Here is an 11,150-nt window from a genome sequence, read left to right as displayed (position 1 = left end):
CAATTGTCACCCGCCGGCTCTGGTTTCAGCTGGATGACTCTCGGGGGTCAGAGCACCGGCAACTCGTTCCGTTTGATTATTCGGACCTTGCGCTGCGCAATGCAGCGGATCTGGTCGCCTGGCGATCGGTGCTGCAGGAGCTGATATGGTCATATGGGCCTGCAAGTTGCGCGTAGGGCCTGATCCGCACAGGCAAATGATCGACATGTTCCGGTCGGACAAACCAGAGCCCTTCTTAGTGCCACGAGTTTGCTCAAGAAGACGTGGCCAGGCTGCGCGGATCATCACCCCGGCGAGCAGCGCCCGTCAGCCGGACGTGCAGGCCTGACAAAAGACCGCACTCGATCACAAGTCCGGAAGAACAGAAGACCCGTCCACACCCGGCGGCATCCACAAATGAAGGTTTGACCTTAGGCCCATCATTTCCGCCACTTGCCCTCGCGAAAGCGTTCTCCCGATCCGGCTGCGGCCGGATTTTCTCTTTGTTTTCAAGGGTTATGCAGGAGAGGCTGTTGACCGGCCTGCGCCCGGAAGGCCCGAAATCGCTCTCTCCGGCCCCGAATTCTCTGCACCTGTTGACTTGCCGGCAGACGGTGCAGTGCTTGCAAGCCATTGAAATCATGAAGCTGCAAGTGACGCAATGCTGTTGACTCCGACGACAGGGGCAGCGGGTCGAGACGGAACGGAGATCGAACCTTCGCCAGTGCGGCGAAGTATTCCGGACATCAGGCGCGGTACCTTGCGACGCCCCTGCCGTGATCGCGTGCGGCAAGGTCGCCCTCGCCGACCTCGATGTCCGGCTCGCCCGCTGCCAGCCACGAGACAAGTGCATCGCAGGTCGCCGAGACCTGGTCCGGCTTGCGCAGGGCGCATTCCCAAACCGTCGCCACGCGCCGTCCGAGGGCCGCCAGCGTTTCGAGCGTGGCACGATCCCGTCGGACGTTCGCGGCGAACTTCTCTGCCCAGAAATCCGGGCGGGTCGTGGGCGTGGTCGCATAGCCCAGCCGACTCTCCAGGTAATGGCGGTTGAACGGCGGCGGCTCGCAGTCGGACAGGTCGCGCCACTGTTGCTTCAGGTCGGGCGTCGGCATGGTCTTGAGCGCGGCCAGGCGCGCGGGGATGGGATCGGGCTTGTTCATGCATTTCTCCGGCGATTTGGAGTTGCATGACGGCATTGGTCGGGCGGATAGTGTAGGCAAATTTCTCCAGTATCGTCAGATACTTTGCCCATGTCCTGCATCCGCAACCGAACCAGCCCGAGCGCCAGCAGGCCGCACGGCTCGGTGCGACGCTCTGCGGGCGGCATCTGGTGGGGCGGGAGCGGATTGGGTCGTTTCATGCAGCCGGCCGCTCTGTACGGCCAAGAACAGCGGCGGTGATCGCGCCTAGGCTCCTGCGGAAGTTCAGGTGGCAGTTGGCGGCATAGTTCGACAGGCTGAAATCCAGCCCGTTGGTCTCGGGCCCCGCGCGCTGCAGCAGGTCAATCTGCTTCATCGTTGCCGGGTCGGTCAGCCAGCGCCGGCTCTTGATCGAGGCGGTCCCCGTCTCGGTCGCGCGCAGGAAATCGTCTGCGGCGGCGAGCGCCTGCACCCGGGTGCCGATGGCGAGCGGCCGGATCGCCCTGCCTCTCGGCTGTCCGAGCGTGTGCCAGAGCGCGCCATCATGGAACACCCCGGCCCAGCCATTGAATCCGCTCGCCATCATCGCCTGGCCGTCGCCATGCAGATCGCACCAGGCGAACGGGGACCGCTCCAAAAGGTCGATCTGCATCATGTCGAAGGCGGTCAGCAGTCGAGCCTCTGCTCGTTGCCGCGTGAAGACGTGACCGAAGAAATCACAGACCGATGCGCCAAGTGGCAGTTCGGCCTCACAGCTCGGGCACAGTTTCCACAGGGCCTGGCCGGGCTCAGGATCGTCCCCGTCGAGGGTGATCTCCTGTTCGAACGACCCGTGCCGGAGCGCCGCGCCCGCGCAGTCGAGCACGACGCAGTCGGTTTTCACGATGCCGGGGAAACACGCGGGATCGACACGGTGCAGGCCGCGACCGACAGCCTGGATGAGCGTGCCCTTGTGCAGCATCGGGCGCAGGATGCCGATACAGCCGACCGGCTGGCTGTCGAAACCTTCGGTCAAGACCATGCAGTTCGTCAGCACCTGCACCTCGCCCCGGTCGAACCGGGCGATGAGGTCGGCGCGCGTCCGCGATAGCATCTCGCCCGAGATCGTCTCGGCCGTGACGCCGGCGGTGCGGAATGCCTCGGCAACCGCATCGGCATGGTCGACCGTCGCACAGAAGAAGATGGTGCGCCGGTCCGCTGCCTTGGCCTGCCAATGTTCGACGACGGCCTCGTTCAGCACCGAGCGGTTCAGCACCTTGTCTGCCGCGCGCATGTCGAGATCGCCCGCTCTGGTCGTCGCCCCCCCTTTTTCGCCCGCAGGCTCGAAACCGTGCGGTGCGCCTTGAGGTAGGTCGCGTCGATCATGATGGTCTTCTGATCGCCGCCTTCGGGGGTCAGCCCCTCCATCATCCGGGCAAATACGCCTAGGTCACCCCACCGCTTCCAACGGTTGTAAAGGGTCTTCGGCGGGCCATATTCCTTCGGTGCATCGCACCACCGCAACCCATTGCGATTGATGAAGATTATGCCGCTCAGCACCCGCCGATCATCGACCCTCAGCTTGCCATGGCTCCTCGGGAAGAACGCCGTCAACCGCTCCATCTGCTCGTCGGTCAGCCAGAAAAGGTTGCTCATCTTCACCCCCGTCAGTTCGGGAGCTTGAATCACGCAGGCCGGGCGATCTCAAGTAGAGCAACAGGTCCTGACCCTAATCCTCCGACCTCACCGCCTACCGGGGACACACGTTTGGATCTCGGGGACGTTTGGGTGGCGGCGGGGGTGGGCCTGACATCGGACCTTCTCCAACACCATCCAGATACGTAGGATGGTCCCGTCGCCCGGCCTGGCCGCCACCTCGGCCTGTCAAGGACGGTCCCATCGGTCACGAGAATCTGCACCATGTCACCTACTCGCCGCGCTTTCCTTTGGTCTACTGTGCTGGTCGCGGCCGGGATGGTGGTGGTCCGCGCGGCAACACCCTTTCGCTTCGCCCTGACCCCGGTCTTTCTGGACAACGATGCGGCGGTCTTGTCGGCACTACGGACAGCATTGGCATACGGCATTGCCAACGAAGTCGAACTCGTCCAGCGCCGGACCTATCAGGAGATCACGGGCGCGCTTCTGGATGGGTCGGTCGATGCTGCATGGACCTGCGGCTACCCCTTCCTTCAGCACCGCGAATCCCTGACGATCCTGGGAGCGCCGGTCTGGCGCGGCCAACCGCGCTATCAGTCCTATCTGATCGCCGCCGCCGACGATCCGGCGACGGACCTTGCCGGCCTCGCGGGCGGGATCCACGCCTTTTCGGATCCGGACAGCAACTCGGGCTTTCTGGTTACCGCCTCCGATCTGGGCCGCATGGGACAGACGCCGGAAACCTTTTTCGCCCGGACGATCTTCACCTACGGACATCGCAACGTGGTGCGCGCGGTCGCAGGCGGGCTGGCCCGATCCGGCAGCGTCGACGGCTATGTGTGGGAGACGCTGGCCGAGGCCGAGCCCGCCCTCACGGCGCGCACGCGGGTTGTCGCGCGATCGGAATGGCTGGGGTTTCCGCCCTTCGTGGCGCGAACGGATCGCCTGTCCGAACCGGGCATTGCGGCCTGCCGGGACACGCTCCTGTCGCTTCGGCAGCATAGCGCGGGGCGCGAGGCCCTGCGCCTGCTTCGTCTGGACAGGGTCGAACCGGCCGAACCCGGACTTTACGACGGCATCGCCGCACGCATGGCCGAGATGGGCCGGCTCCGTTGAGGGTGGGATGGTTCCAGAACCTCTCCGTCTCGGTCCGGGTGCCGCTGGTCGTGGCCGGGCTGATGGTCGCGCTCGGCCTGGTGGCAAGCCAGGGCGTGCTGGCTGTGCTGGGCAACCTTCAGGACGCAAGGCTGCGCGAGATTACCCGGCTGCATGTCGAGGGGCTGTCGGTGGCGCTTGGTCCGTTCGTGCCGCGTCAGGACGTCTGGGAGGTCTATGACGTTCTCGACCGGGCGCAGCAGGCGGGCGATGGGCAGCGGCTTCTTCTGACCGTTGTCGCGGACGGTCAGGGGCGAGTCCTCGCCGCAACCGATCCGCACCGCGCTCCGGTCGGAAGCAACATCGCCCCGTTCCTGCTCGAAGCTGCGGCCCCCGGGGACGTGCGCATGACGGGCGACCCGGTGCTGCGCGTGGCAGCGCCGCTCATGTATCAGGGCCGGGATGTGGGCCGGATCGTCACCGAGCTCGACGTGGCCGACCTTCTGGCCGAACGTCGGCGGGTGGCGTACTGGCTGCTCTTCGGCAATGCGGCGGCGACGGCGCTTCTGGGTCTGGCTGGGTGGCTCGTCGTGGCGCGGCTGCTGCGGCCGGTGGGGGTTCTGGTGCAGGCGATGGGGGGAGAGACGGGCGTGCCGCATGCGATCCCCGAAAGCCGGATGCCGCGCGGCGACCCGGGGCTGATGCGGCTGTTCTCGACCTACAATGCGATGGCCGCAGCGGCCGAAGCCCGGGCCGAGGCCGAACGCCGCCTTGCCGCCCGCGAGCGGTTCGTGAGCCTCGGGCGGCTGTCGTCGTCGCTTGCGCACGAGATCAACAATCCGCTGGGCGGGCTGATGAACGCGGCCGACACCATCCTGAGCTATCCCGACCGGCCCGAGGTGGTGCGCCAGTCGGCCGGGCTGATCCAGCGCGGGCTGGCGCATCTGCGCGACGTAAGCCGGGCAATCCTGGACCAGAACCGGCTGGACCGCACGGACCAGCCCCTGCGACCGGAAGACTTCGAGGACCTGCGCCTGCTCTTCGGGCCGGAAGCCGCCGCCCGCGGCCAGACGCTCGAATGGCGCACCCTCGCGGATGCGGAGGCGCTTGGCCACCATCCCGCGGCGCCGGTCCGTCAGGTCGTGCTGAACCTCCTGCTGAACGCAGGGGGCGCCGCTGGCCAGTCCGGCCACGTTGCGCTCGAGGTCTGCAGCGACGCGCAGGGGCTGCATCTTCAGGTCTGCGACAGCGGCCCGGGCATGGCGGCGGACGATCTGGCGCGGCTGATGACATCGGGGCCGCTGCCGCCCGGCGGTGGTGTCGGGCTGCGGCTGGTACACGATCTGGTCGAACGTCTGGGCGGATCCATCCGCCACGACCGGACGCCGGACAGGACCGTCATCTCAGTCAGCCTTCCGGCGGGGAGGGGCGCGGATGCTTGAAGGACGCCTGATCGTTCTGGTGGAAGACGACGAGATCATGGGGGCCTCCCTGGTCCAGCGGCTGACGCTGGAAGGGGCCGAGGTGCAATGGCATCGCCATCTGGCCCGCGCATTGCCTGCGATCCGCACGCCGCGGCAGCATGTCGATGCCGTGGTCTGCGACATCCGGCTTCCCGACGGCACCGGAGAAGACCTTTTCCACACTCTCCTGCGCACGACCACCCCACCGCCCTTCCTGTTTGTCACCGGTCAGGGCGATGTCGCGCAGGCGGTGCGGCTGATCCGGTCGGGCGCGGCCGACTACATCACGAAGCCCTTCGAGATGAAGGGCTTCCTCGAAAAGCTTGCTCTCGTCCTGCGGCCCGTCGACAAGGGCGGTCTGTTCGAGCAGACCGGCATCAGCCATCAGGCCCGCGCCGTGGATCGGCAGGCGGCCGAGGCTGCGCAATCGGATGCGCCTCTCCTGATCCGGGGGCTGCCGGGCCTGGGCAAGGCACGGCTTGCGCGGCTGATCCATGCGGCCTCGGACCGGCGCGCGGCGCCCATCGTGACGCTCGACGCCCTGCGTGAACCCGCCCAGAGCGATGCGCTTGCCCGCGCGGTCGCGCAGGCCGAGGACGGGACGCTCCTGGTCGTGGGCATCGGCCGCCTGTCGATGCAGGCGCAGGACATGGTTGCAACGCTGCTGCGCGCTGCGCCCTTCCGCCTGATCGCGACGGCAGGCACGCAGCTTCAGGGCCGGGTTGCAGCCGGTGGTTTTCGGGCCGACCTGTTCGACGTGCTTGCCGCCCATTCCATCATGATCCCCCCCCTTGTCGAACGCCCCGAGGATGCGGTCTGGCTCGCCCGGCGGTTGTTCGACAGCCTCAACGCCGGTCGCAGGAGCGGCCTTGCCGCCGCGACCGAAGCCGCGATCCGAGCCCATGACTGGCCGGGCAACGGGCGCGAGATGCGCGCCCGCCTCGCCCGCGCGATCGAGGCGGCCGAGGGCCCGCTGATCCTGCCCGCCGACATTTTCCCCGAAGCGGCGGGGCAACCCGAGGTGCGCCCTCTGGCCGAGGTGCGCGATGCGGCAGAGCGCGCGCATATCCTGGCCGTCCTGGACCGGACCGGCGGGCAGCTCGCCGAGGCGGCGAAGCTTCTGAGGATTTCGCGCACGACGCTGTGGGAGAAGATGCAGAAGCTGGGTCTATGACCGGCCCTGCCGCGTTCGGATTTCCGAACGCTGAAAAAAGCGAAGAAAAATCAAGCACTAGCCGCTTTGCAGCATATCATCGCATGCCGTCGCGGCAAGGTTCGCCTCCGACTAGACTGGTCGCATTCGTTCAGCGAGGGAGGGAACCCAGCCATGAAATGCAACCGGTTGGTCGATGTCGGCCGCCGCCAGTTCCTGCGGGGCGGCCTTGTGGCCACCGCTGGTGCCGCGGCGGCAACCGTTGTTGGACCGGGGCAGGCGCAGGCTCAGACGGCGCTTGCGCTTGTCGACTATCCGGCGAACCGTCTGGCAAATCTGACCGATCTGAAGGTCAACGAGCCGATGGACATCGCCTATCCCGATGCCGACAGCCCCGGCGTGCTGTTGAAGCTCGGCCAGGCGGTCGAAGGCGGTGTCGGCCCCGATGGCGACATCGTCGCGTTCTCGGTGCTCTGCCCGCACAAGGGCTGGCTTCTGTCCTACAACGCCGGCGACAAGACGCTGAATTGCCCCGGCCACCATTCGCGGTTCGACTGCGAATCCGGCGGCCAGCAGATCTGGGGCCACGCCACACAGAACCTGCCGCAGTTCAAGCTGCGCGTGGATGACAAGGGTGACATCTACGCCGAGGGCGTGGACGAGCTGATCTACGGCCGTCTGTCCAACGTGCTGGCATAAGGGGAGGGAGAACAATGGCTTACAAGCGTCAGGTCGGCCGGCTGCCGATCATCCCTGCCGATGCGCAGGAATTCAACGTCACCTGCCACTACTGCATCGTCGGTTGCGGCTACAAGGCCTACACCTGGCCGATGAACCGTCAGGGAGGGACGGCGCCGGAGCAGAACAAGTTCGGCGTCAATCTGGCCGAACAGCAGGTGATGGAGACCGAGGCCTGGTATGCGCCCTCGATGTACAACGTGGTCAAGCAGAACGGCCGCGACGTTCATCTGGTCGTCAAGCCCGACGTGAATTGCGTGGTGAACGGGGGCCTCGGCTCGATCCGTGGCGCGCGGATGGCCGAGAACCGTCCGTCGAAGGTGACGGGCACGCAGCAGCAGCGTCTGTCCGACCCGATGGTCTGGCGCAACGGCACTTGGCAGCCGACCTCCTGGGACGATGCGCTCGACCTTGTTGCCCGCGTGACCGCCCGGGTCGTCACAGAAGGGTCCGAGGACGATCTGGTGGTCTCGATGTTCGACCACGGCGGCAGCGCCGGCGGCTACGAGAACACCTGGGGCACCGGCAAGCTCTACTTCGAGAGCATGAAGGTCAAAAACGCCCGCATCCACAACCGCCCGGCCTACAACTCCGAGGTGCACTCGAGCCGCGACATGGGCGTGGACGAGCTGAACTATGCCTACGAGGACTATCAGCTGACCGACACGATCTTCATCGTGGGTGCAAACCCGATGGAGACGCAGACCAACCTCTATCTCAACCACATGGTCAAGGGTCTGCAGAACGGCGCGCGGATGGTGGTGATGGACCCCCGCCGCACGCTGACGGTCGCCTCCTCCGAGCAGTTCGCGGGCAAGGACAACGTCCTCCACCTGGCGATCAAGGAAGGCACCGACGTCGCGGCGCTGAACACGATCATGACGCATATCGTCGATCAGGGCTGGATCGACAAGGACTTCATCGCCGCCTCGACCTATCAGGACGGCGTTGCCGTGCAAGAGGACTCTGCCCATCCGGCGAGCCTCGGCAGCCTCGACCATGCGATGGAGCAGATCCGCATGTCGCTGGCCGAGGGCGCCGAGATCTGCGGCGTGTCGGCCGACGACCTTGCCAAGGCAGCCGAGTGGATCGCCAAGCCCAAGGACGACGGCAGCCGCCGCAAATGCGTGATGGCCTACGAGAAGGGCATCATCTGGGGCAATGACAACTACCGGGCCGTCGGCGCCTTGGTGAACATCGCGCTGGCCACCGGCAACATCGGGCGCGAGGGCGGCGGCTGCTGCCGTCTGGGAGGCCACCAGGAAGGCTACTACCGCCCGTCGGATGCCCATGTCGGGCGGCCCGCGGAATACATCGACCAGTTCCTGATCCGCGGACTCGGCGGCGTGCACCACATCTGGGCCTGCGACCACTACAAGACCACGCTGAATGCCTCCGAGTTCAAGCGGGTGCACAAGCGGCGGTCGGACATGGTGAAGGACGCCATCGATGCGGCAGCCGGCGGTACGCGCGAACAGGTGGTCGATGCGATCGTCTCGGCGATCCGCGCGGGCGGGCTCTTCGTGGTGGACGTGGACATCATCCACAGCCAGATCGGCCAGAACGCCCATGTCATCCTGCCCGCCTGCGAATCGAACGAGATGAATCTCACCTCGATGAACGGCGAGCGGCGCCTGCGGTTGTCCGAGAAATACATGGACCCCTGGGGCAATTCGAAGCCCGACTGCCTGATCGCGGCCGGGATCGCCCAGAACATGGAGCGCGTGCTGCGCGAGATGGGGCACGACGCCTATGCCGACCAGTTCAAGGGCTACGACTGGGCGACCGAGGAAGACGCCTTCATGGACGGCTACAACAAGGGCAACCCGGAAGTGACCTACGAGCGCCTGCGCGCCATGGGCAACAACGGGGTGCAGGAGCCGGTCGTGGGCTTCGAGAACGGCCAGCTTGTCGGCACGACGCGGCTTTACACCGACGGCCGCTTCACCCGGCACGGGCGCGAGGACGGCAAGGCGCTGTTCTGTGCCTCGGGCTGGCGCGGCTGGCAGGCGGCGGGCAAGGCCCGCGAACAGGCGGCGCACCGGTTCTGGATCAACAACGTCCGGGCCAACATCTTCTGGCAGAACCAGTTCCTCGACCAGAAGAATGACTTCATCCAGGACCGCTACCCCCACCCCTTCGTCGAGATGCATCCCGACGACATGGTGGAACTGGGCCTGAACCCCGGTGACCTCGTGGAGATCATCAACGACAACGGGGTGACGCAGGGCATGGCTTATCCGATGCCCTCGTTGAAGCGGAACACCGTGGCGATGGTCTTCGGCTCCCCGGCCGGCAGCCAGGGCAACGTGGTGAACCCCGGCGTGAACGAGCTGGTGCTGCCGGACTACAAGCACTGCTGGGGCGACATTCGCAAGATCTCGAATGCCACGGCGCAGACGGCCAGCATCTCGTTCAAGTCGCACGAGGTGGTGCTGTAAGGCGTCAAACCGGAACCCGCCCCCGACCGGGGCGGGTTCCTTTCTGTCCGGGGGATACGGATGGCCGAACCGCTCGCCTGTTCCGCCGGCAAGGCCGGACCGACCCTGTCGGTCGATGCCGCGCGGCTGCGCGCCGTGGCGGTGGCCGCGCCGGTGGCAGAGACCGAGATCCTGCCACTCGACCTCGCCTGCGGGCGGGTGCTGGCCGGGCCTGTGGTCGCAGCCTCTGCCCTGCCGCCCTTCGACAATTCGGCCATGGACGGCTATGCCCTGCGCCTGTCCGACCTCGCGGGGGCCGGGCCCTGGGAGTTGCCGGTCACCCGGCGCATCGCTGCGGGCGACCGGGCGAGCGGCCCTCCGGATCCCGGCACCGCCGTCCGCATCTTCACCGGCGCGCCGATCCCCGCCGGAGCCGATGCCGTCGTCATGCAGGAGAACGTGACGCGCAGCGGCGACCGGATCACGCTGACGGCTCGCCCGCGGTCGGGCCAGAACATCCGCCGCCGGGGTGAGGATCTGGCCCGCGGCGCGCAGGCTCTAGCGGCAGGCGTCGGGCTGACGCCACCGCGCCTGGCGCTGCTGGCCGGCTGCGGCGTCCCGCAGGTGGCGGTGCGGCGGCGCGTGCGGGTGGCGATCCTGTCCACCGGCGACGAACTGGCCGAGCCGGGCCGACTGCTTGCGCCCGGCCAGATCTACAACTCGAACCGCGTGATGCTGCGCGCCACGCTCGCCCGTCTGCCCTGGGCCGAGACGACGGACCTCGGCATCCTGCGCGACGATCCGCAGGCGATCCGAGCGGCGATCAGGCAGGCCGCGCTGACGCATGACGTGGTGATCTCCTCGGGCGGGGTCTCGGCCGGCGAGGCGGATCATATCCTCGACGCCCTGCGCGCCGAGGCGGCCGAACTTGACGTGCTGAAGGTCGCAATCCGCCCCGGCAAGCCGCTAACCGTGGGCCGCCTCGGCGGTGCGCTCTACTTTGGGCTGCCCGGTAACCCCTACGCCGCCGCGATCACCTTTGCGCAGATTGCCCGGCCCGCGTTGCGCAAGGTCGCGGGCCTGACCGAGGCGCCCGATGCTTGGCTGCCCGCCGTCGCCGGGTTCACCTATCACCGCACCACGGGGCGGCGCGAATATGTCCCCGTAACCTGGGCGAGCCGCGACACCCTGGGGCGGCCCGTGCTGGAACGGCTGGGACATGGCGCCTCGGCCTCGCTCTCCCCCATCGCCTGCGCAATGGGGATCGCTGTGATCCCGCCGGACCTCTCGGTCATCCATCCCGGCCAGCCACTACAGGTCGAGGTACTGGGCGAGTGAACCCGGTACTTCAAGCAATTCATGCGCGCCGGTCGGTCGGCCCCCGGCACCTGACGGGTCCGGACCTGACCGAGGAGGAACTCGCGGCGCTTGCCGGGGCGGCTGCCGCAGCACCGGATCACGGGATGCTGGGCCTGACCTGCCCCCCGGAAGTTCCCTCGCTGTGATGTAGAGTCTGCCCAACCTGAGA

General features: G+C 67.1%; 10 protein-coding genes and 1 pseudogene. 8 read left to right on the top strand and 3 right to left on the bottom strand.

Going from position 1 to position 11,150, the window contains the following annotated elements:
- Positions 1-512 precede the first annotated feature (512 nt).
- Complete coding sequence (locus tag FL625_RS18160) at positions 513-650, top strand: hypothetical protein (RefSeq protein ID WP_160147821.1); 138 nt, start codon at positions 513-515, stop codon at positions 648-650.
- Positions 651-725: 75 nt separating this feature from the next.
- Here the strand turns inward: FL625_RS18160 and FL625_RS18440 are convergent, their stop codons facing one another.
- From FL625_RS18440 to FL625_RS17810, 3 genes and pseudogenes are all read right to left on the bottom strand, one after another.
- Positions 726-1,139 carry a DUF2924 domain-containing protein gene (locus FL625_RS18440; protein ID WP_149590019.1) on the bottom strand — a complete coding sequence of 138 codons (414 nt, stop codon included), beginning with the start codon at positions 1,137-1,139 and terminating at the stop codon, positions 726-728.
- A gap of 196 nt (positions 1,140-1,335) precedes the next feature.
- The gene (locus tag FL625_RS17815) at positions 1,336-2,391 is read right to left on the bottom strand and encodes a DEAD/DEAH box helicase (protein ID WP_149590017.1); all 1,056 of its coding nucleotides are present in this window, start codon (positions 2,389-2,391) and stop codon (positions 1,336-1,338) included.
- A gap of 23 nt (positions 2,392-2,414) precedes the next feature.
- Positions 2,415-2,753: pseudogene (locus FL625_RS17810) on the bottom strand (transposase); the annotation flags it as partial.
- A gap of 300 nt (positions 2,754-3,053) precedes the next feature.
- On the opposite strand from FL625_RS17810, the gene FL625_RS17805 reads away from it, so the two are divergent.
- From FL625_RS17805 to FL625_RS18155, 7 genes are all read left to right on the top strand, one after another.
- Positions 3,054-3,869, top strand: a complete 816-nt coding sequence (locus FL625_RS17805; protein ID WP_235019494.1) for a substrate-binding domain-containing protein — start codon at positions 3,054-3,056, stop codon at positions 3,867-3,869.
- Positions 3,870-3,871: 2 nt separating this feature from the next.
- The gene (locus FL625_RS17800) at positions 3,872-5,290 is read left to right on the top strand and encodes a sensor histidine kinase (protein ID WP_235019495.1); all 1,419 of its coding nucleotides are present in this window, start codon (positions 3,872-3,874) and stop codon (positions 5,288-5,290) included.
- Entirely contained in the window at positions 5,283-6,485 is a 1,203-nt protein-coding gene (locus tag FL625_RS17795; RefSeq protein ID WP_149590015.1) for a sigma-54-dependent transcriptional regulator, read from the top strand. Before FL625_RS17800 ends, FL625_RS17795 begins: the two co-directional genes overlap by 8 nt.
- Before the next feature lie 153 nt (positions 6,486-6,638).
- A complete protein-coding gene (locus tag FL625_RS17790) occupies positions 6,639-7,163 on the top strand; it encodes an arsenate reductase (azurin) small subunit (RefSeq protein WP_149590014.1) in 525 nt (174 codons plus the stop codon).
- A 14-nt stretch (positions 7,164-7,177) separates the two neighbouring features.
- On the top strand, positions 7,178-9,643 hold the full coding sequence (locus FL625_RS17785) for an arsenate reductase (azurin) large subunit (protein WP_149590013.1): 2,466 nt from the start codon (positions 7,178-7,180) through the stop codon (positions 9,641-9,643).
- A 60-nt stretch (positions 9,644-9,703) separates the two neighbouring features.
- Positions 9,704-10,960, top strand: coding sequence for a molybdopterin molybdotransferase MoeA (locus FL625_RS17780; protein ID WP_149590012.1), 1,257 nt, complete (start codon positions 9,704-9,706; stop codon positions 10,958-10,960).
- Entirely contained in the window at positions 10,957-11,127 is a 171-nt protein-coding gene (locus FL625_RS18155) for a hypothetical protein (RefSeq protein WP_160147820.1), read from the top strand. The genes FL625_RS17780 and FL625_RS18155 overlap by 4 nt, the downstream gene beginning before the upstream one ends.
- Positions 11,128-11,150: the final 23 nt, after the last annotated feature.

It is taken from the genome of Tabrizicola flagellatus, assembly GCF_008271465.1.
Classification (GTDB): Bacteria; Pseudomonadota; Alphaproteobacteria; order Rhodobacterales; family Rhodobacteraceae; genus Tabrizicola; species Tabrizicola flagellata.
Note: the sequence above shows the minus strand (reverse complement) of the source record. Positions and strands in the feature narration are given on the sequence as shown.

Coding starts and splice junctions, on each gene's coding strand:
- FL625_RS18440 (WP_149590019.1), bottom strand. CDS start 1,139: ATGAACAAGCCCGATCCCATCCCCGCGCGCCTGGCCGCGCTCAAGACC.
- FL625_RS17815 (WP_149590017.1), bottom strand. CDS start 2,391: ATGCGCGCGGCAGACAAGGTGCTGAACCGCTCGGTGCTGAACGAGGCC.
- FL625_RS17795 (WP_149590015.1), top strand. CDS start 5,283: ATGCTTGAAGGACGCCTGATCGTTCTGGTGGAAGACGACGAGATCATG.
- FL625_RS17790 (WP_149590014.1), top strand. CDS start 6,639: ATGAAATGCAACCGGTTGGTCGATGTCGGCCGCCGCCAGTTCCTGCGG.
- FL625_RS17785 (WP_149590013.1), top strand. CDS start 7,178: ATGGCTTACAAGCGTCAGGTCGGCCGGCTGCCGATCATCCCTGCCGAT.
- FL625_RS17780 (WP_149590012.1), top strand. CDS start 9,704: ATGGCCGAACCGCTCGCCTGTTCCGCCGGCAAGGCCGGACCGACCCTG.